This is a genomic window from Hydrogenophaga sp. NFH-34 (genome assembly GCF_021401345.1).
Classification (GTDB): Bacteria; Pseudomonadota; Gammaproteobacteria; order Burkholderiales; family Burkholderiaceae_C; genus Hydrogenophaga; species Hydrogenophaga electricum.
The window spans coordinates 16,872-37,194 of sequence record NZ_JACBGE010000019.1 but is presented as its reverse complement, the minus strand read 5'-3'; the positions used below and the strand labels follow the sequence as shown (position 1 = coordinate 37,194).

Genomic DNA, 20,323 nt, shown 5'->3' with positions numbered 1-20,323 from the left:
CGGGCCCGCACTATGGCCACAAACTTCCTCACCAAGATCTTCGGTAGCCGCAACGACCGCCTGATCAAGACCTACCGCAAGACTGTTGAGCGCATCAACGCACTGGAGCCGAAGTTCGAAAAGCTCAGCGATGCCGAACTGCAGGCACAGACCGGTACGCTCCGCCAGCGTGTGGCCGCTGGCGAGACTCTGGATGCCCTGTTGCCGGAAGCCTTTGCGGTGGTGCGTGAGGCCAGCAAGCGCGTGATGAAGATGCGGCACTTCGACGTGCAGCTCATCGGGGGCATTGCCCTGCACTCGGGCAAGGTCGCTGAAATGCGTACCGGTGAAGGCAAGACCCTGACGGCGACACTGCCGGTGTACCTGAATGCCCTGGCAGGCAAGGGCGTGCACGTGGTGACGGTGAACGATTACCTGGCCACGCGCGATGCCCAATGGATGGGGCGCCTGTACAACTTTCTGGGCTTGTCGGTCGGGGTCAACCTGCCCCAGATGCCTCGTGAAGACAAGCAGGCAGCCTACCAGGCGGACATCACGTACGGGACGAACAATGAGTACGGCTTCGATTACCTGCGGGACAACATGGTCTACGAGTCGGGTGACCGGGTGCAGCGCCCGCTGCACTACGCCATCGTCGACGAGGTGGACTCGATCCTCATCGATGAAGCTCGCACTCCCCTGATCATCAGCGGCCAGGCCGAAGACCAGACGCCCGTTTATGTGACCATCAACAAGCTGGTGCCCCATCTGGTGCGCCAGGAAGGCGAAGCCGACCCGCGAACGGGTGAGGGCGTGATCAAGCCCGGCGATTTCACGGTCGACGAAAAATCGCACCAGATCCACTTGACCGAACAGGGACATGAAAATGCCGAGCGCCTGCTGGCGCAGGCGGGCCTGCTGCCCGAAGGGGCATCGCTGTACGACCCGGCCAACATTGCGTTGCTGCACCATCTGGTGACGTCGCTCAAGGCCCATCACATCTATCACCGCGACCAGCATTACGTGAACCAGAACGGCGAGATCGTCATCGTCGACGAGTTCACTGGCCGCCTCATGGCGGGCCGCCGCTGGAGCGATGGTCTGCACCAGGCGGTGGAGGCCAAGGAAGGCGTGGCGATCCAGCCCGAGAACCAGACACTGGCATCGATCACATTCCAGAACTACTTCCGCCTTTACACGAAGCTTTCCGGCATGACCGGTACGGCCGATACCGAGGCGTATGAATTCCAGGAAATCTATGGCCTGGAAACGGTGGTGATTCCGCCCAACCGGCCGAGTCAGCGCGATGACCAGCTCGATCGCGTCTACAAGACCACCAAGGAGAAATACGAAGCGGCCATCGCCGATATCCGTGAATGCCATGAGCGCGGTCAGCCCGTGCTGGTGGGGACTTCGTCGATCGAGAACTCCGAAATCATTGCGCAGTTGCTGGTGGCGGCCAAGCTGCCGCACGAAGTGCTCAATGCCAAACAGCACGCACGCGAAGCCGACATCATCGTGCAGGCGGGACGGCCCGGTGCCATCACCATTGCGACCAACATGGCTGGTCGTGGCACCGACATCGTGCTAGGTGGCAATCTGGAAAAAATGCTGGCCGCTGTCGAGGCGGATGCGTCACTTGATGAGGCGACCAAGGCCACGCGCATGGAGACGCTGCGTCAGCAGTGGCAGCAGGATCATGACAAGGTCAAGGCATTGGGTGGTTTGCGCATCATCGCGACCGAGCGTCACGAAAGCCGTCGCATCGACAACCAGTTGCGCGGCCGGTCCGGGCGTCAGGGCGACCCCGGTTCGTCGCGTTTCTATCTGAGTCTGGACGATCCGCTGATGCGGATCTTTGCGGGTGACAAGGTCCGCGCCATCATGGACCGGCTCAAGATGCCGGAGGGCGAGGCCATCGAGGCCGGTATCGTCACTCGAAGCATCGAGGGCGCACAGCGCAAGGTGGAGGCGCGCAACTTCGACGTACGCAAGCAGCTGCTGGAGTACGACGACGTGGCCAACGACCAGCGCAAGGTGATTTACCAGCAGCGCAACGACATTCTGGATGCCGCCAGCCTGCGTGCCCAGATCGATGGCTTGCGCGACGGCTGTATGGCCGACGTGGTAAGCCAGTATGTGCCCGAGGGCAGTGTGGAAGAGCAATGGGATCTGCCCGCTCTCGAACGCGTCCTGCGTGGGGAATGGGCGCTGGAGGCCCCGGTCGCGAACTGGGTGGCAGAAGCGGAGGCGATCGATGCCGACGATATCGTTATCCGTGTGCAGGCGGTGGCCAAGGAGGCATTTGATGCCAAGGTCGCCCTGGTGGGTGAAGAGAACTTCACCCAGTTCGAGCGCATGGTGCTTTTGCAGACACTGGACAGCCAGTGGCGGGACCACATCGCGGCTCTCGATTACCTCCGGCAGGGCATCCACCTGCGTGGCTACGCCCAGAAGCAGCCCAAGCAGGAATATAAGCGCGAGGCCTTTGCGCTGTTCGGTCAATTGCTCGACAGCGTTCGCAATGACGTGAGCCGTGTCCTGCTGAATGTGCGTGTGCAGACGCCTGAACAGGTGAGCGAAGCGGCACAGCAGATGGAACAGCGTGCCGAAAGCATTGCCAACGTGACCTACACCGCCCCGACCGAGACGGGTGAGGCCGAGTCGCAGGTGGATGAGGCCACGGTGGCCTCGGCGGTGCCGCGCGTAGGCCGCAACGACCCTTGCCCTTGTGGCAGCGGCAAGAAGTACAAGCACTGCCACGGTGCATTGAGCTGACAGCGCATCCCGTGCGGGGCACGGGGGCATGATCGGTTACCGAACGGGGCCCGGGTGGTTCCCGCAGGGTGTACGACGAGTTTCTTTGATCGGAGATTGTTGCCATGGCCGTGAACTACAACGCGCCGCTCGCCCAGGATCTGTTGCCCGTTGCGGGCGTGCGTATCGGTGTGGCGGAAGCGGGCATCCGCAAAGCCCACCGCAAAGACCTGACGGTGTTTCTGCTGGACGAGGGGGCGTGCGTGGGGGCCGTTTTTACGCGCAACCGCTATGCCGCCGCGCCCGTGCAGGTCTGCCGCGAGCATTTGTCGAGCCAGGCCGGCGTGCGCGCCATGGTCATCAATACCGGCAATGCGAATGCGGGTACTGGCGAGCCCGGTCTGCACCATGCCCGCCAGACAGCGAGTGCGCTGGCATTGGCGCTGGGTGTGCAGCATGAACAAGTGCTGCCGTTTTCCACCGGTGTGATCATGGAACCCCTGCCGGTGGACCGCTTGCTGGCGGGCCTGCCTGCTGCCCTGGCCGATGCGGGGGGCGTGGATGGCGCTTCGGGGGCGCAGTGGCTCAAAGCGGCCGAAGGCATCATGACCACGGACACCGTGCCCAAAGCCATGAGTTCCCAGGCCACGGTTGACGGACAGACCATCACGGCCAGCGGTATTGCCAAAGGGGCAGGGATGATCAGGCCCAACATGGCCACCATGCTGGGCTTTCTGGCGACCGATGCGGTGGTGGCGTCGGGGGTGATGAACGATCTGGCGCGCCGACTCGCCGACGCTTCGTTCAACCGCGTCACTGTGGATGGGGACACCTCCACCAACGATTCCTTCGTGGTCGTGGCCACCGGCAAGGCTGGCCATGCAGCGGTGACGGATCTGGACAGCCCGCAAGGGCAGGCCTTGCTGGCGGCACTGCTGCCCGTGGCGCGTTTCTTGGCCCATGCCATCGTGCGCGATGGCGAAGGGGCCACCAAGTTCATCACTGTGCAGGTGGAGGGCGGGCGCGATGCGCAGGAGTGTCTGAAGGCTGCGTATGCCGTGGCGCACTCGCCGCTGGTCAAGACTGCCTTCTTCGCCAGCGATCCCAATCTGGGCCGCATTCTGGCTGCGGTGGGCTACGCGGGTATCGACGATCTCGATGTCGCTGGCATCGATCTGCATCTGGGGGATGTGCACGTGGTGCACCAGGGCGGGCGCCATCCAGCTTATCAGGAGGCGGACGGCCAGCGTGTGATGAAAGCCGCTGAGATTCTGGTGCGCATCGGGTTGGGTCGGGGTGAGGCCACTGAAACCGTCTGGACCTGCGACTTCAGCCACGATTACGTGTCGATCAACGCCGACTACCGCTCGTGAAATCTCTCGCCGACTGCGGCGTGTCTTTGGTGCCGCCCGCGCAGGCTGCAGACCTGCGGGGTGATCTGGCAGAAAATCCATGAACGAAAAATTCGAACGCCTGATCGAGCGGGCTGAACAACTGATCGGCCGCATCGAGGCTGTGTTGCCCCGCCCGATGGGTGCCCCCGACTGGAATGCATCGGTTGCGTTTCGTTATCGCAAGCGCGCGGGGGGACATGGCTGGCTGGAGCCGGTGCGCCATGTGGCGCAGATGCGCTTGGTCGACCTGCAGGAAATCGACGGCCAGAAGGCCAAAATCCAGCGCAACACCCAGCAATTCGTTCAAGGCCTGCCTGCCAACAACGTGCTTCTTACAGGGGCGCGTGGCACCGGCAAATCGTCGTTGGTCAAGGCTTGCCTGAATGAATACGCGCCGCACGGCTTGCGCCTGATCGAAGTGGACAAGGCCGATCTGGTGGACCTGCCCGACATCGTCGACGTGGTCGCGGGGCGGCCGGAGCGGTTTGTCGTGTTCTGCGATGACCTGAGTTTCGAAGATGGCGAAGCGGGGTACAAGGCGCTCAAGTCCATCCTGGACGGATCGGTGTCGGCAGCCAGCCAGAACGTGCTCATCTACGCCACGAGCAACCGTCGGCACCTGTTGCCCGAATACATGAAGGAAAACCTCAGCTACACGCACACGGCGGATGGAGAGGTTCATCCGGGCGAAGTGGTGGAGGAAAAAATTTCCCTGTCGGAGCGTTTCGGGCTGTGGGTGAGTTTCTACCCCTTCAGCCAGGACGAATACCTGGCGATCGTCGGTCAGTGGTTGGCATCGTTCGGCGTGTCGCCTGAGGATATCGAAACCGCCCGGCCGCAGGCACTGGTGTGGGCGCTGGAGCGGGGTTCACGCAGTGGACGGGTGGCCTATCAGTTTGCGCGGGACTACGCGGGTTCGCACGGTGTGCAAGGCTGACGGGTGGCGCGCATGACCTCAGAAACACTCGTGGTCGATGGCGGTGGCGCGGCCCAAGGGCAACCGGTTCGTCCGGTGACGGAAGTGGCTGTGGGTGTGCTGGTCGGGCGCGATGGCCGATTTTTGCTGACCTCACGGCCGCCTGGCAAAGTCTATGCAGGGTACTGGGAGTTTCCGGGCGGCAAACTCGAAGCCGGGGAGACGGTGGAGCAGGCGCTTCGACGCGAACTGCAGGAAGAGCTTGGGATCAGCATTGGGCCGGCGCACCCCTGGCGCGACACGCTGGTGGATTATCCGCATGCGCTGGTGCGTCTGCATTTCTGCAAGGTATTCGACTGGGTCGGCGAGCTGCAAATGCGGGAAGGCCAGCAGCACGTCTGGGAGCACTTGCCCGTGGGGTGTGAGCCGGTGCTGCCTGGCGCGATCCCGGTACTGGCGTGGTTGACCGAAGAGGCTGCCGCGCGCGATTGAGGCAGTCCCGAGGGTCGGGTGCCTCAGCTCAGTGCGCGGGCGTGGGCCAAGGGGCGGTATCGGGATCTGAGGGCGGCTCGGCCTGCACCCTGAACTGTTCGCTTGCCCACGCCCCCAGATCGATCTGTTTGCAGCGGGCGCTGCAGAAGGGACGGTAGGGGTTGCTCGCCGCGTAGTGGCTGTCGCCGCTGCACGCAGGGCAGGCGACGATCTTGGTCGTCTCGTTGGAACGGCTTTCACTCATGCGCAGAGCGTCAGTTCAAAGGTCGCGTCTTCGCCTGCAGGGTGCAGGCGCAGGTCTTCACCGGTGCGCATCAGCCGCACCGACACCAGCAGGCGGTTGCCACTGATCTCGGGAATCAACCCCGTCGAAGGATCGAGTCGCAACCGCAGCAGTTGAAAGGTGCGTCCCTGGGGCAGGTTTTGCTGGAACTGCCCGCCTGGAGCCACCACACGCTGTGCAGCACCTGAGTCGCGCAGCATTTTCAACAGCAGCACGATGGACTCTGCCAGCGGCGCCAGCGTTTGCGCCCAGCTTTGCAGGTCGGCCTGTCGATGATTGGTGTCGAGGTGTTGCCAGTGAAAGTAAGCGGGAAGGTCGAATTCGCAAGTACCACCCGGAATGCCGATGCGGCTGCGGATCCCCATGAGCCAGTCGTTTTCGGTGAGTGACTGTCCAGCCTTGCCGTTCGAGGCATTCAGCCCTTCGAAACAGGCATCCAACTGGGCCACGACGCCATCAAGGGCTCGCTCAGAAATGGCTGGATTACCGCGGTAGCTGTTGAGGATCTGCTTCTGCTTGTCGAGATCCTTCAGCACATCGGACTTCATGTCCACGCGTGAGGCGACATCCATGATTTCGAAAATCGTCTGGATGGCAAAGTGGTGGTCCAGCGGCTGGTCGCGAGCCATGAGTTCGGCAAGGCGCCGGAACAGTTGTTCGAGCCGCAGGTAGGTGCGAATGCGTTCGTTGAATGGGTATTCGTACAGGATCACGGCGGCGGATGGGACGAGGGGCGGGCCATCGGGCGGGGGCTCGGGCATCATAGCCCGAACCGGGCCCCCAACTGAAGGACCAGCGCGCGCAGTTGCACCAAATCGTGTCCATCATTGTGGACGACAAGGTCGGCCGCCGCCAACCTTTGAAGCCGAGGGCTTTGTGTGCGCATCACCGCCTCGATGGTGTCGTCATCCCAGGCATTGCGCTGGCGCACCCGCGCTCGCTGGGTGGCTTCGGAGCAATCCACCACGATGACGCGATCCAGTTGCGGGCGCCAGCGTGGTGACTCGACCAACAGTGGAATGTCGAGCACGACGCAGGCGGCAGGCCTCGCCGCTTCGAGCTGGCGCTGGATCTCTTGGCCCACGAGTGGATGGACAATGGTTTCCAACTGCTGGCGCGCTTCAGGATGCCGAAAGACGTGTTCGCGCATGCGCTGGCGGTCCAGCGCGCCAGTGGCATCAATGAAGTCGGGGCCGAACTCTCGCCGGATGGGGGCAATGGCGCTGCCGTTCGATTGGGTGCTGGCGCGCGAGATGGCATCGGCATCTATAAGCACGGCACCTTGCTGCTGGAGCACGCTGGCTACCGTGCTCTTGCCGCTACCGATGCCCCCTGTCAGCCCGAGCCGCCACTGCGCCATCAGAGGCCGAACAGACGGAGGATGGCCATGGGACCAAAGATCATGGCGGTCAGTCCGGCGAGAGCCAGAAACGGCCCGAAGGGGACGTAGCCCCCCTCGCGCAACTGTCCAACGAACTTGATGCCGATGCCGATGCCGGCGCCAATGATGGAGGCCATCAAAATAATGGGAATCAGCGCTTGCCACCCGAACCAAGCACCCAGGGCGGCAAACAGCTTGAAGTCGCCGTAGCCCATGCCTTCCTTGCCGGTCAGAAGCTTGAAGCCCCAGTACACCAGCCAGAGCGAAAGGTATCCACCCACCGCACCCCAGAGGGCATCGGGCAGTGCGGTACCGGAGAACCCCAGGGCCGCGGCACACAGACCCGCCCAGAGCAGGGGCAGGGTGATGTCGTCGGGCAGCAGCGTGGTGTCCCAATCGATGAAGGCCAGGGTCACGATGGCAGCGGCAAAGCCACACCACACGGCGGCAGCTGCGGTCAAGCCCCATTGCCAGCCACACCAGGCAAACAGCCCGCCAGTCAGGATCTCCACCAGAGGGTAACGGGGACTGATGCATGCCCGGCATTCCGAGCAGCGACCGCGCAGCACCAGATAGCTGATCACGGGAACGTTTTCATACCAACGGATCGCGTGGCCGCAATGGGGGCAGCGCGAACGAGGGGTGGTCAGGCTCAGCGGTGGCTGAACCGGGGGCTGCTCGCCTTGCAGCTCGGCGCATTCTGCAGCCCAGCGCCGTTCGAGCATCAAGGGCAGCCGGTGGATCACCACATTGAGAAAGCTGCCGATGAGCAACCCCAGCAAACCCAGCAACAGCGTGCTGGTCAAGACGTCATCGGGCATCAGACGACCTGGCCGAGCTTGAAGATGGGCAGATACATCGACACCACGATACCGCCGATGATCACGCCCAACACCACGATGATGATGGGCTCCATGAGGCTGGACAGGCCAGCGACCATGTCGTCGACCTCGGCCTCGTAAAAATCTGCCGCCTTGCCCAGCATGTGGTCGATCGAGCCGGACTCCTCGCCAATGGCGCACATTTGCAGCACCATGGACGGGAAGATGTTGGCATTGGTCATGGCATTGGTCAGGCTGGTGCCGGTAGACACCTCCTGCTGGATCTTGTCGGTGGCGCGTGCGTAGACGGAATTGCCGGAGGCACCTCCCACGGAATCCAAAGCTTCCACCAACGGAACGCCGGCGGCGAACATGGTGGACAGCGTGCGGGTCCAGCGCGCGACAACGGCCTTTTCCACCAGCGGACCAAAGATTGGCACTCGCAGCAGCAATCGGTCCATGAACATCTGGACTTTTTCACTGCGCCGCCAAGCTTGCATGAAGAAGTAAGCGCCGCCGCCGATGAGCCCAAAGATGAGCCACCAATACGCGACAAAGAACTCACTCATCGCGATCACGAAGAGGGTGGGCGCTGGAAGGTCGGCGCCGAAAGACGTGAATACCTCCTTGAAAGAGGGAATCACGAAGATCATGATGATGGTCACCACCACGCAAGCGACGATAAGCACCGAGGTCGGGTACATCAAAGCCGAGCGGACCTTGGACTTGATGGCCTCGGTTTTCTCCATGTAGGTGGCCAGCCGGTCCAGCAATTCTTCCAGGATACCCGCAGCCTCACCGGCTTCGACCAGGTTGCAGTAGAGGCTGTCAAAGTACAGAGGGTGCTTGCGGAAGGCCGAACTCAGCGAGGTACCCGTCTCGACGTCAGAACGAATGTTGTTCAGCAGCCGGGTGACATTGGGGTTGGGGTTGCCACGGCCGACGATATCGAAAGCCTGCAACAGTGGGACGCCGGCCTTCATCATCGTGGCCAGTTGCCGGGTGAAGATGGCAATGTCCTTGGGCTTGATGCGCTTGCCGGAGGACATCCGGCGTTTTTTGATCTTGTTGAGGACAATGCCCTGACGGCGCAGCGAGGCGAGCACCTGGTTCTCGCCGCCGGCGCGGGTTTCTCCGCGCACGGTCTTGCCGTTGCGGTCCTTGCCTTCCCATTCGAAGACGAATTCCTTGGCGCTTTTGGTAGCTGCAGTGGCCATCTTGTCCCTGTGTCCGGTTGCGGGTTACCCCGTCATTCGTTGGTCACGCTGAGGACTTCCTCCAGGGAAGTCATGCCTTGCTTGACCTTGAGCAGGCCCGATTCGCGCAGCGTGCGCACGCCTTCCAGGCTGGCTTGTTTGGCGATGTCCAAGGCACTGCCGCCGCGCAGGATGATCCGCTGGATCTCTTCCGAGATCGGCATCACCTGGTAAATGCCGAGCCGCCCCTTGTACCCATTGTTGCATGCAGAACAACCGACAGGCCGGTAAGGCGTCCAGGTGCCGTCAAGCTCCTCGGCTTGAAATCCCGCATCCAGCAGGGCTTTGCGCGGGGCTTCCAGTGGGGCCTTGCAGACAGGGCACAGCCGCCGTGCCAAGCGCTGGGCGGTGATGAGAATCACGCTGGAGGCGATGTTGAACGTGGGGATGCCCATGTTCATCATCCGTGTGAGCGTGGTGGGGGCGTCGTTGGTGTGCAGCGTCGAGAGCACCATGTGGCCCGTCTGGGCGGCCTTGATGGCAATGTCGGCGGTTTCCAGATCACGGATTTCACCCACCATGATCACATCGGGATCCTGGCGCAGGAACGCTTTGAGCGCCGCCGCGAAAGTCAGCCCGGCCTTTTCGTTGACGTTGACCTGATTCACGCCGGGAAGGTTGATTTCCGACGGGTCTTCGGCCGTGGAAATGTTGACGCCCGCCTTGTTCAGCAGATTCAGGCAGGTGTAGAGCGACACCGTTTTGCCCGAGCCTGTCGGGCCGGTGACCAGAACCATGCCATAAGGCCGCTCGATCGCTTCCAGCAGGCGCTCTTTTTCTTCGGGTTCGTACCCGAGGGCGTCAATGCCAAGTTTGGCGCTGCTCGGGTCGAGAATCCGGATCACGATCTTTTCGCCGAACAGCGTGGGCAGCGAACTTACCCGGAAGTCGATCACCCGGTCGGGTCCGACCTTGAGCTTCATCCTGCCGTCCTGCGGTACCCGTTTCTCGGAGATGTCCATCCGAGAGATGACCTTGATGCGGGAAGCCAGCTTGTCCTTGATGGCCACAGGTGGCGAGGCGATTTCCCGCAACTCGCCATCGATGCGGAAGCGCACCCGGTAGTTGTGCTCGTAGGGTTCGAAGTGCAGGTCGGATGCGCGCATGTTGAACGCGTCCAGCAGCATCTTGTGCAGGAATTTGACGACCGGCGCATCGTCAACCTCGGAGGCTGCTTTGTCGTTGCCACTGTCCGAGATGGCCGCCTCTGCCGCCATTTCGTCGAATTCGAACTCGCCACCGATGATGTTGTCCATCGTGTCGTTGGCGGAGGTCGCCTGCGCGTCGACCAGCTTGCTCAACTTGTCGAATTCGGCAATGACCCAGTCCACCCCCATCTGGGTGGCGAACTTGATTTTCTCGGCAGCCTGGAGGTCGGCGGGATCGGCCGTGGCCACCATCAGGCGGTTGTTGCGCTTGCTCAGAACGACGATGCGGTAGTCTGCGCAGATCTTGGTGTCCAGCAGGCCTTTGGGCAAACGCTGGGTGTCGATGGCATCCAGGTCGAGCAGCGGCGCGCCAAACGCCACCGACATGGTATGAGCCAGATCGTAGGGGGAGACCGCTCCGGAGCCGGTGAGCTCGGCAATGAAGCTGGTGCGGCTGCTCTGGGCTTTTTTATAGAGGTCTTCCGCCGCCCGTTGCCCCAGCATGCCGGCGGATACCAGCGCACGTCCCAAGCCGGGCAGAGCCATGGAAGACGGTTCCTGGGTGGGCGTGTCGACAGAAGCCATAACGTCTAATTTATCTTAAATCAACGACTTGCGAATCATTATTGACAGACTTTGTGTCTCGCGGCGTGTCGTGCCGTGCATTTGCACCGGTCATGTTGTATTCAGCCCCCACGGTGCTCACCACCAACAAAAAAACCCGCAGAGGCCAAGCCTGTGCGGGTTCTCTCATGGCGATGTCCAAAGCTGGTGCCCGGGGTCGGACTCGAACCGACACGCCTTGCGGCGAGGGATTTTGAATCCCTTGCGTCTACCGATTTCGCCACCCGGGCCACGGTCATGCCAAGCTTCAAATTATGGCACAGTGAGGCCCATGAACTACGCGACCATCGAAGACGCGATCGGCAACACCCCCCTGGTGGCATTGCAGCGGATCGGCGCAGAAGACAACCGGGCCCGGGGCAACGTGGTGCTGGGCAAGCTTGAAGGTAACAACCCCGCGGGTTCGGTCAAGGATCGGCCGGCAGTGTCGATGATCAAGCGGGCTGAGGAGCGGGGGGATATTCGGCCCGGTGACACGCTGATCGAAGCCACTTCGGGCAACACCGGTATCGCGCTGGCGATGGCCGCTGCGATCAAGGGCTATCGCATGGTGCTGATCATGCCGGAGGACCTTTCCATCGAACGCGCCCAGACCATGAAAGCCTTTGGCGCCGAGTTGGTGCTGACCCCCAAAAGTGGCGGCATGGAGTACGCGCGCGACTTGGCCGACAAGATGGAGAAAGAGGGCAAGGGGCGGGTGTTGGACCAGTTTGCCAACGCCGACAATCCGCGCATCCATTACGAAACCACTGGTCCCGAACTCTGGGAGCAGACTGGCGGGCGCATCACGCATTTCGTGAGTGCCATGGGGACCACGGGCACCATCACTGGTGTTTCGCGCTTCCTCAAAGAAAAGAACCCAGGCATCAGTGTCATCGGGGCGCAGCCCAGTGAGGGTTCGCGCATTCCGGGCATACGCAAATGGCCGCAGGAATATTTGCCCAAGATTTATGACCCTTCGGGCGTCGATGAGCTGGTCTACGTGAGCCAGTCCGACGCCGAAGACATGTGCCGGCGCCTGGCGCGCGAGGAGGGCATTTTTGCCGGTATTTCCGCGGCGGGGGCCTGCTGGGTGGCTCAGCAGATCGCCCGCAGTGTGGAAAACGCCACCATCGTGTTTGTGGTCTGCGATCGGGGTGACCGGTACCTGTCGACCGGCGTTTTTCCGGCTTGATCGGTACGCCCCATGGACACCGCTGCCTACCGGTTCTGCCCAGCTTGTGCCACCGCGCTCGCTCCCATCACCCAGATGGAAGATGGGGGAGCGAAGGAGCGCTGGCGTTGTCCGGCCTGCGGGTTCACCCACTGGAACAACCCGACGCCTGTGCTGGCCGCCATCGTCGAGCTGGATGGGAAGGTGCTGCTCGCCCGCAATGCGGCCTGGCAGCACCGGATGTTTGCGCTGATCACCGGATTCATGGAGGCCGGTGAATCGCCGGAGGAGGGTATCCGGCGGGAAATCCGTGAAGAAACCGGGCTGGAGACGCTGTCGCTGTCGCTGGTCGGGGTGCACGACTTCCAGCGGATGAACCAGGTGATCATCACTTACCACGCCCAGACGCAGGGCCAGGTCCAGCTCTCGCCCGAGCTGGCCGAATACAAGCTGCTGGCCCCCGAGCAGGTGCGCTGCTGGCGTGCGGGTACCGGGTTGGCGCTGGCGCAATGGCTGCGCGGGCGTGGTTTGGAGCCGGTTTTCATGGACCCGCCAGCCGCTTGATCTTAAAATCCTCCCCATCCTGGGACCTTGCCATGCACACAGACAAAGAACTTGACGCCCGCGGGCTGAACTGCCCCCTGCCTATTCTCAAGGCCAAAAAAGCCCTGGCCGAGATGACCAGTGGCCAGACCTTGCGCGTCATTGCGACCGACGCCGGTTCGGTCCGGGATTTCCAGGCCTTCGCCAAGCAGACGGGCAACGAACTGGTCGAGCAGCAGACTGTCGGGGCTGACCACATCTCCATCCTCAAGCGCCGCTGAGTCTGTCGCCAGCGGTCGGGCAGCCCAGCCATGGAAATCCTGCTGATCGATCCGCTGGTGCCGGAGGCGCTCAACTGGCTGCAGGAGCGCTACGACGTCAGTTATCACCCGGAACTGGGGGACGACCCCGTGGCCCTGCGCAAGGCCATGTACAAGACGCGGGCCATCGTGCTGCCGCCGCACGTCATCGTCTCCAAGGAGTTTCTGGATTTTTCGCCCAAACTGCAGGTGGTGGCCCGCATGCAGATGTCGAGCGACAACACCGATCTTGACGCCTGTGCGCGGCGGCGAGTGCGTGTGGTTCAGGCACGCAGTGCCACGGTGCGCTCCAATGCCGAGTACCTGCTTTACGGCTTGTTGATGCTGTATCGGCGAGGCATGGTCAGTGCGTTGCTGGGGCGCAAGCTGGCCCAGGTTCGCATGGGGCGGGAACTGGCGGGCAGCACCGTCGGCCTGGTCGGGCTGGCGCCCGTGGCGCACACGCTGGCGCCCATGCTCCGGGGGCTGGGTGTCCGGCTGGTGGGATACGACCCCGCTGTGCACCATGCGGCTGCCATCTGGAGCAAACTGGGCGTCGAGCCGATGCCGATCCAGAACCTGCTGGCACGCGCCGACGCGGTGTCGCTCCAGATGGTCTATGCCTCGCGATTCAAAGGCTGGCTCAACGACCACCTGCTCAGCCGCTGCCGCCCTGGGCAACTGTGGGTCGGTGTCAGCCGCAGTTCGCTGTTCGATCCGGATGCGCTGGCGACGGCGTTGACCGATGGGCGGATCGACGCCTGCCTGCTCGACGGGGCCAATCCCCAATTCGCGGCGGAGGGCACGCCGCTGTATGGCATTCCGAATCTTCACCTGACACCCCGGCTCGGGGCGCACACCCGGGAGGCCAAACTGCGCGCCAGCTGGTACGTGGCCTACCGCATCCACGAAACGCTGTCACCCCAGCAGGCACACGGGGAGGCCCGGCCGCGCGACTTTGCGTCCACCCTCGATGGCATGGACAGCGGTGGCCAGGAGGTGCTGGACGGGGAGGATCCCCAGGTCATTTCGCCCTCGCAGTGGGGCTCGATCCAGTCTTATCAGCACTGAGCGGTCTGGATCGCCCCGCTTCGGTGTGACTGCGGCGGCTTCCGCCGCCGATGCTCAGCCCAGCCGACTCAACTGTTCGCGCACCTTGACCAGCGTGGCGCCGAAGTCGGCAACACGCTTCTTTTCCTGCTCGATCACGGCCGGCGGCGCCTTGGCCACGAAGGCTTCGTTGGACAGCTTGCCGCTGGCCTTGGCGATCTCGCCTTCCAGTCGGGTTGCTTCCTTGGCCAGGCGGGCCTTTTCGGCGGCGACGTCGATCTCCATGAACAGGCACAAGCGGGCCTCGCCGACCACGGCCACCGGCGCAGCCTGCGCGGCCGCTGCCCAGGCCGCCTCGTCGTCGAACACCTTGACCTCGGCCAGCTTGGCCAGGCCCTGCAGCACGGCGGCGTTCTCGCGCATGAAGTCGGCGTCGCCGACCACGAACATCGGCAGTCGGGTGGCGGGTGAGACGCCCAGCTCGCCGCGCAGCGTGCGGCAGGCGTCCACCAGACTCTTGAGCTTGGCGACCTGGGCCTCGGCGTTTTCGTCGATGCGTTCGGGCTGGCTGACCGGGTAGGCGGCGATGCTGACCGATGCGCCGACGCGGCCGGTGTCATCGGATGTGGCCGGCCAGCGGCCGGCCACGGGCGCGACCTTCTGCCACAGCTCTTCGGTGATGAAGGGCGTGATCGGGTGCGCCAGGCGGAGGATGGTCTCCAGCGTGCGGATCAGGGTGCGGCGGGTGGCGCGCTGCTGCGCTTCATTGCCGGTCTGGATCTGCACCTTGGCGATTTCCAGGTACCAGTCGCAGAACTCGTTCCAGACGAAGTCGTAGATGGCGTTGGCCACGTTGTCCAGGCGGTACTCCGCGAAGCCTTGCGCGACCTCGGCCTCGACACGCTGCAGGCGCGAGACGATCCAGCGGTCGGCGTGGCTGAAGCTCATGTAGCCGTGCGCTTTGCCTCCCACGGCGCAGTCGGCCTTGGTGTGTTCCATCAGGCCGCAGTCCTGGCCCTCGCAGTTCATCAGCACGAAGCGGGTGGCGTTCCAGAGCTTGTTGCAGAAGTTGCGGTAACCCTCGCAGCGCTTGCTGTCGAAGTTGATGCTGCGGCCCAGCGAGGCGAGTGCCGCGAAGGTGAAGCGCAGGGCGTCGGCGCCGTAGGCCGGGATGCCGTCGGGGAATTCCTTCTCGGTCTGCTTGCGCACCTTGGGCGCGGTCTCGGGCTTGCGCAGACCTGTCGTGCGTTTGTCCAGCAGCGGGGCGAGCGAGATGCCGTCGATCAGGTCCACCGGGTCGAGCACGTTGCCTTCGGACTTGCTCATTTTCTGGCCCTGCGCGTCGCGCACCAGGCCGTGGATGTAGACGTCCTTGAACGGCACGCGGCCGGTGAAGTGCGTGGTCATCATGATCATCCGGGCGACCCAGAAGAAGATGATGTCGTAACCCGTGACGAGCACGGTCGAGGGCAGGTAGAGGTCGTAGTCCTTGAGGGTGTCGTCGTCTTCCAGTGCCTGCGGCCAGCCCAGCGACGAGAACGGCACCAGGGCCGAGGAGTACCAGGTGTCGAGCACGTCGGCGTCGCGCGTCAGTTCGACGTCGGCACCGGCTTGCAGCTGGGCTTCCTCCTGGTTGCGGGCCACGTAGACCTTGCCGTCCTTGTCGTACCAGGCGGGGATCTGGTGGCCCCACCAGAGCTGGCGGCTGATGCACCAGTCCTGGATGTTGTTCATCCACTGGTTGTAGGTGTTGACCCAGTTTTCGGGCACGAAGCGCACCTGGCCCGACTGCACGGCATCGATGGCCTTCTGGGCGATGCTCTTGCCGGTCGGGTCCTGGTCGCTGACCTTGCTCATGGCGACGAACCACTGGTCGGTCAGCATGGGCTCGATCACCTGGCCGGTGCGCGCGCAACGCGGCACCATGAGCCTGTGTTTCTTGATCTCCACCAGCAGGCCTTCGGCTTCGAGCTGCGCCACGATCTGCTTGCGCGCGACGAAGCGGTCGAGACCGACATAGGCATCGGGAATGTCGTCGGCCTCGTCGCAGCAGACCTTGGCCGACAGGTCGAAGATGGTCAGCATCGGCAGGCCATGGCGCAGGCCAACCTGGTAGTCGTTCTGGTCGTGCGCGGGCGTGACCTTGACCACACCGGTGCCGAAGGCCTTGTCCACGTAGGCGTCGGCGATCACGGGCACCAGACGGCCGGTGATGGGCAGCTTGACCTGTTTGCCGATCAGGTGGGTGTAGCGCTCGTCCTCCGGATGCACCATGACGGCGGTGTCACCCAGCATGGTTTCGGGCCGGGTGGTGGCCACCACCAGCGATTCGGCGCTGCCGTCCACCGGGTAACGGATGTGCCAGAGGTGGCCGTCTTCCTCCTCGCTCTCCACCTCCAGGTCGGACACGGCGGACTTGAGGATCGGGTCCCAGCTCACCAGGCGCTTGCCGCGGTAGATCAGGCCCTGTTCGTACAGGCGCACGAAGGTCTCGGTCACCACGGTGGACAGCTTGTCGTCCATGGTGAAGTACTCGCGGCTCCAGTCCACGCTGTCGCCCATGCGGCGCATCTGGGTGGTGATGGTGTTGCCGCTCTTTTCCTTCCATTCCCAGACCTTGGCGACGAAGTTCTTGCGCGCTTCGGGCGGGGTGGGGCCCATGTCGTGGCGGCTGATGCCCTGTTCCTGCAACTGGCGTTCCACCACGATCTGGGTGGCGATGCCGGCGTGGTCGGTGCCTGGCACCCAGACGGTGTTGAAGCCGCTCATGCGGTGATAGCGCGTCAGCGAGTCCATGATGGTCTGGTTGAACGCGTGGCCCATGTGCAGCGTGCCGGTCACGTTGGGCGGCGGCAGCTGGATGGCGAACGAGGGTGTTTCGGCCTGCGGTACGCCGGTGCCCTGGAAGCCCGCGACGCCGTAGCCCCGCTTTTCCCACTCGGGGCCCCAGTGGGCTTCGAGCGCGGCGGGCTCGAAGGACTTGGACAGGCTGTTCAGACCGGGTTGCTGCAGGGTGTCGGACATGGTGGGACCAAAAGTGCAACGGCGCCCCGCAGGGCGCCGTCAGGGTGTGCTCGGGAAACTCCCGATTTTATTCGACCGCCTCGCGCGCTGCGTCGATGCAGTGGGCCAGCACCTGGGCGTTGCCGACCTGATTGGCCAGCAGCAGGATCAGGCGGGCGTTGAGCAGTTCGGACTGCTCGCGCGACAGGCCCTGGTGGGCGTCGAGCAGGCGCTCGTAGAAGCCGTCGGCGTCCTGGAAGTTCGGGGTGGTGTTCATGCAGGTCTCCAGGGGACTCAGCGCAGGCCGAGTGAACGTTCGAGTGCGGCGATCAGTCGGCCGTCGATGCGGGCGCCGGTGGCGGCCAGGTAGCCGTCGGGCCGGACCAGCGCCCAGCCGGTGGGGAGGACCTGGCAGGCCGCGCGCAGATGGCCTTCGGGGTCGCGCACATGTTCGGCGGCCTGAGCGCGTTCGCGCCCGGCCGCTACCTGCACCGCACGCAGCGGCGCACCGGCGGTCAGCGTTCTCAGCCGGCCCAGGTCGGCCCGGGTCAGTGGCCCGAAGGCCAGCAGTAGCAGGTCACCACCGGCCCACCGGAGCAGGTCATTGGCGCAACCGGTCGCGCCGTCGGCCCAGCGCAGCGCCACGTTCTGCACCGACTGCCCCGCAGCCGATCCCTCGGCGTAGCTGCAGGCGCGCGAGCGGCTGTAGGGGTTGGCCACCGCCATGCGGCCGGTGTTCATCAAGGTGCGGGCGAACGGGTACTTTTTCGCCAGGCCGATGGCGGCGTGGCGGAACAGGCGTTCCACACCGTCGGCCGGGCGCAGGAAGCGCGCGGTGCGGCTGGTCACCAGCACGTTCTGCTGCGCGGCTTCGAGGCGCTCGTCGCCGTAGCTGTCCAGCAGCGCAGGGTGGGCTCGGCCGCGCTGCACGGCGGCGAGTTTCCAGGCCAGGTTGTCCGCGTCGGACACCCCGGTATTGCCGCCGCGCGCGCCAAAGGGGCTGACCACTTTGGCCGAGTCGCCCATGAAGAACACGCGGCCCTCACGCATCCGGTGCACGCACTCGCTGCGGTAGGCATAAGGGCCGACCCAGACGATCTGCACCTCGGTGTCGGGGCCGAACTGGCGCGTCAGGCGCTCGCGCACCACGTCTTCGCGGCTCACGTAGGCCGGGTCGCTGTCGGGCGCCATCTGGTAGTCGATGCGCCAGACATCGTCGGCCATCAGGTGCTGCCAGACGGCGCGGTTGTCGTTGAAGGGCGCTTCGACCCAGGTGTGGCGCTCGACCGGCGGGTGTTTCGTGAAGCGCACGTCGGCGATGCACCAGCGGTCGTCGCCGCGTTTGGCGGTGAAGGGCACTTGCAGCCATTGGCGCAGCGGGCTGTTCGAGCCGGTGGCGTCGATGACATGGTCGGCCTCAATGGTGTAGCGCCCCGCCGGGGTCTCGACGGTCAGGGTGGCGGTGTCCTCGCCCTGCTCGAAGGCCACCAGCCGGTTCTGCCAGCGCAGCTCGACATGGCCGAGTTCGGCGATGCGCTCGACCAGAAAGCCTTCGATGTAGAACTGCTGGATGTTGATGAAGGGTGGTTGCTGCGAGAGGTTGTAGGCGCCTTGCTGGCGCAGGTCGAAGCTGTAGACCTCGTCGTCGCCGGCGAAGGTGCGGCCCACACTCCACTGGATACCTTTGGCGGCGATGCGCTCGTAGATGCCGAGGCGCTGGAAGATTTCGAGCGATTTCTGGGTGTAGCAGATGCCGCGCGAGGAGGCGCCCTTGACGCCGACGGTGTTGTCTTCGTCGAGCAGGATGGCGGGCACGCCCAGGTTCGCCAGGGAGCACGCGAGGGTCAGGCCGGTGATGCCGCCGCCGACGATGACGATGGGGTGCCTTCTGGTGCGTGTTTCGCCGAGTTCGGGCGGGGGGACAAAGGGGTACTCGGGCAGTTGGTAGCCGCTGCCTTGGGTGAACTCGTAGCTGTTGGTGTGGGCGGCTTGTTTGTAGCTGTTCTCGTTCATCTGCAGTCTCCGGGTGCTCTGTCTGTTGTCTGTTTTCTCTCATCGACCTCGCGGGCTCGGAAGCGACGGGTGCACTGTTCCGCTCATGTCCCCCGGCCCGGCTGCGCCGGGCCTCCTCCTTTACTTCGCTGCACAGTACACCCATCACTTCCGGCCTGAGGCATTGCGGGTGCTTGATGTTGGCGCGCCAACGAGTGTGGTTAGGGCTGGGGTGACCGGCGCAGCGAGGTAAAAGGAGGAACCAGCGGCGCAGCCGCTGGCGGGGGACACGAGCGGAGCCGGTCGCCCCAGCCCTCACCACACGGAACTGCGCCAACGCCAGCACCGACCAAGCCGAACTCAGGCGGAGGGAGGCACAAACTCCGGCCGATCATTCGCCTGCGGCTTCAGCGGTACAGAAGATTGACCCGACGCCCGCTCCTGGCGCCACTGTTCCTTGCGCGCATTCCACTCCGCCAGCCGCACATGCGCCGTCTTGCTCTCCTGCAGCATCTGGAACTCGTCCGCCAGCTGCGCCGTCAGCTCCAGCCGGATGCCGTTCGGATCAAAGAAATAGATGCTCTTGAAGATGTGGTGGTCGGTCACGCCCAACACCTCGATGCCGTGCGCCTGCAACCGCGCTTTCGTGTTCTCCAGTTCCTGCACCGTGTTCACGCGGAAGCTGATGTGGTTCACCCACTTCGGCGTGTTCGGCGACGGCTCGGCCGCCACGTCGTCGCCCAGGTCGAAGAAGGCAATGAACGAACCGTCCTGCAGACGGAAGAAGAAGTGCGTGTACGGGCAGTACTCGCCCGTGCTTGGCACGTAGTCGCTCTGGATGATGTGGTACAGCGGCAGGCCCAGGATGTCCTCGTAGAAATGCCGCGTTTCTTCGGCGTCGCGGGCCCGGTAGGCGTAGTGGTGCAACTGCTGAACCGGGGCGGGTGGGGGCAGGGGGGTATTCATGGCGTCTCCTGTTCTTCAATGCGTAATGCATTTAACCAAACGGAATGGTATCCGGGGATCGAAACCCGGCCACCGGCAGGGTCTCCGCCGTGCCTCTGCCGTGTGTACCCGGGGCGGCGGGCGATAGGCGGGGGCAATGTGATGCATAGCGTCGAACAATTAGACGCTGCCCGGCGACGGGGGTATGTTGGAGGCCGACTCGACGGGGCGCGCCACCCGTTTGGCGCCTGCTGGTCGGTCGATCACCCACGATACACCACAAGGAG

At 63.8% G+C, this 20,323-nt stretch carries 18 protein-coding genes and 1 tRNA gene; 8 read left to right on the top strand and 11 right to left on the bottom strand.

The genetic code is table 11. From position 1 onward, the window contains the following. Positions 1-12: 12 nt before the first annotated feature. The 4 genes from secA to L0977_RS17650 all read left to right on the top strand — a co-directional run bounded on the left by secA (position 13) and on the right by L0977_RS17650 (position 5,538). On the top strand, positions 13-2,757 hold the full coding sequence (secA, locus tag L0977_RS17665) for a preprotein translocase subunit SecA (RefSeq protein ID WP_234266175.1): 2,745 nt from the start codon (positions 13-15) through the stop codon (positions 2,755-2,757). 104 nt (positions 2,758-2,861) lie between these two features. Next, complete coding sequence (argJ, locus tag L0977_RS17660; RefSeq protein ID WP_234266174.1) at positions 2,862-4,109, top strand: bifunctional glutamate N-acetyltransferase/amino-acid acetyltransferase ArgJ; 1,248 nt, start codon at positions 2,862-2,864, stop codon at positions 4,107-4,109. Between the two features lie 79 nt (positions 4,110-4,188). Next, positions 4,189-5,067 carry an ATP-binding protein gene (locus tag L0977_RS17655; RefSeq protein ID WP_234266173.1) on the top strand — a complete coding sequence of 293 codons (879 nt, stop codon included), beginning with the start codon at positions 4,189-4,191 and terminating at the stop codon, positions 5,065-5,067. A 12-nt stretch (positions 5,068-5,079) separates the two neighbouring features. Further along, positions 5,080-5,538, top strand: a complete 459-nt coding sequence (locus tag L0977_RS17650; RefSeq protein ID WP_234266256.1) for an NUDIX domain-containing protein — start codon at positions 5,080-5,082, stop codon at positions 5,536-5,538. Positions 5,539-5,566: 28 nt separating this feature from the next. Here L0977_RS17650 and L0977_RS17645 read toward each other — a convergent pair whose 3' ends face one another. The 7 genes from L0977_RS17645 to L0977_RS17615 all read right to left on the bottom strand — a co-directional run bounded on the left by L0977_RS17645 (position 5,567) and on the right by L0977_RS17615 (position 11,281). Beyond that, complete coding sequence (locus L0977_RS17645; RefSeq protein ID WP_234266172.1) at positions 5,567-5,782, bottom strand: DNA gyrase inhibitor YacG; 216 nt, start codon at positions 5,780-5,782, stop codon at positions 5,567-5,569. Next, the gene (gene zapD / locus L0977_RS17640) at positions 5,779-6,534 is read right to left on the bottom strand and encodes a cell division protein ZapD (RefSeq protein WP_234266171.1); all 756 of its coding nucleotides are present in this window, start codon (positions 6,532-6,534) and stop codon (positions 5,779-5,781) included. Before zapD ends, L0977_RS17645 begins: the two co-directional genes overlap by 4 nt. Before the next feature lie 47 nt (positions 6,535-6,581). Next, a complete protein-coding gene (gene coaE / locus L0977_RS17635; RefSeq protein WP_234266170.1) occupies positions 6,582-7,181 on the bottom strand; it encodes a dephospho-CoA kinase in 600 nt (199 codons plus the stop codon). Next, positions 7,181-8,023 (bottom strand): prepilin peptidase, encoded by an 843-nt coding sequence (locus L0977_RS17630; protein ID WP_234266169.1) that lies wholly within the window; start codon positions 8,021-8,023, stop codon positions 7,181-7,183. The genes coaE and L0977_RS17630 overlap by 1 nt, the downstream gene beginning before the upstream one ends. Beyond that, positions 8,023-9,240, bottom strand: a complete 1,218-nt coding sequence (locus L0977_RS17625) for a type II secretion system F family protein (protein WP_234266168.1) — start codon at positions 9,238-9,240, stop codon at positions 8,023-8,025. The genes L0977_RS17630 and L0977_RS17625 overlap by 1 nt, the downstream gene beginning before the upstream one ends. 32 nt (positions 9,241-9,272) lie before the next feature. After that, on the bottom strand, positions 9,273-11,012 hold the full coding sequence (pilB, locus tag L0977_RS17620) for a type IV-A pilus assembly ATPase PilB (RefSeq protein WP_234266167.1): 1,740 nt from the start codon (positions 11,010-11,012) through the stop codon (positions 9,273-9,275). Between the two features lie 184 nt (positions 11,013-11,196). Then, positions 11,197-11,281 (bottom strand) — tRNA-Leu (locus L0977_RS17615). A gap of 41 nt (positions 11,282-11,322) precedes the next feature. Between L0977_RS17615 and cysM the strand changes: the two genes are divergently transcribed. From cysM to L0977_RS17595, 4 genes are read left to right on the top strand one after another with little or no spacing between them, the layout of a single operon-like run. Further along, positions 11,323-12,225 (top strand): cysteine synthase CysM, encoded by a 903-nt coding sequence (gene cysM, locus L0977_RS17610; protein WP_234266166.1) that lies wholly within the window; start codon positions 11,323-11,325, stop codon positions 12,223-12,225. 12 nt (positions 12,226-12,237) lie between these two features. Beyond that, a complete protein-coding gene (locus tag L0977_RS17605) occupies positions 12,238-12,768 on the top strand; it encodes an NUDIX hydrolase (RefSeq protein WP_234266165.1) in 531 nt (176 codons plus the stop codon). A gap of 32 nt (positions 12,769-12,800) precedes the next feature. Beyond that, the gene (locus L0977_RS17600; RefSeq protein ID WP_234266164.1) at positions 12,801-13,028 is read left to right on the top strand and encodes a sulfurtransferase TusA family protein; all 228 of its coding nucleotides are present in this window, start codon (positions 12,801-12,803) and stop codon (positions 13,026-13,028) included. Positions 13,029-13,058: 30 nt separating this feature from the next. Continuing rightward, positions 13,059-14,117 (top strand): NAD(P)-dependent oxidoreductase, encoded by a 1,059-nt coding sequence (locus L0977_RS17595; RefSeq protein WP_234266163.1) that lies wholly within the window; start codon positions 13,059-13,061, stop codon positions 14,115-14,117. A gap of 54 nt (positions 14,118-14,171) precedes the next feature. On the opposite strand, the gene L0977_RS17590 is transcribed toward L0977_RS17595, so the two are convergent. The 4 genes from L0977_RS17590 to L0977_RS17575 all read right to left on the bottom strand — a co-directional run bounded on the left by L0977_RS17590 (position 14,172) and on the right by L0977_RS17575 (position 20,057). Beyond that, the gene (locus tag L0977_RS17590) at positions 14,172-17,120 is read right to left on the bottom strand and encodes a valine--tRNA ligase (RefSeq protein ID WP_234266162.1); all 2,949 of its coding nucleotides are present in this window, start codon (positions 17,118-17,120) and stop codon (positions 14,172-14,174) included. A gap of 67 nt (positions 17,121-17,187) precedes the next feature. After that, positions 17,188-17,376 (bottom strand): DUF2783 domain-containing protein, encoded by a 189-nt coding sequence (locus L0977_RS17585; protein WP_234266161.1) that lies wholly within the window; start codon positions 17,374-17,376, stop codon positions 17,188-17,190. Between the two features lie 17 nt (positions 17,377-17,393). After that, positions 17,394-19,112, bottom strand: coding sequence for an FAD-dependent monooxygenase (locus tag L0977_RS17580; protein WP_234266160.1), 1,719 nt, complete (start codon positions 19,110-19,112; stop codon positions 17,394-17,396). A 339-nt stretch (positions 19,113-19,451) separates the two neighbouring features. After that, entirely contained in the window at positions 19,452-20,057 is a 606-nt protein-coding gene (locus L0977_RS17575) for a VOC family protein (RefSeq protein WP_234266159.1), read from the bottom strand. Between the last annotated feature and the right edge of the window lie 266 nt (positions 20,058-20,323).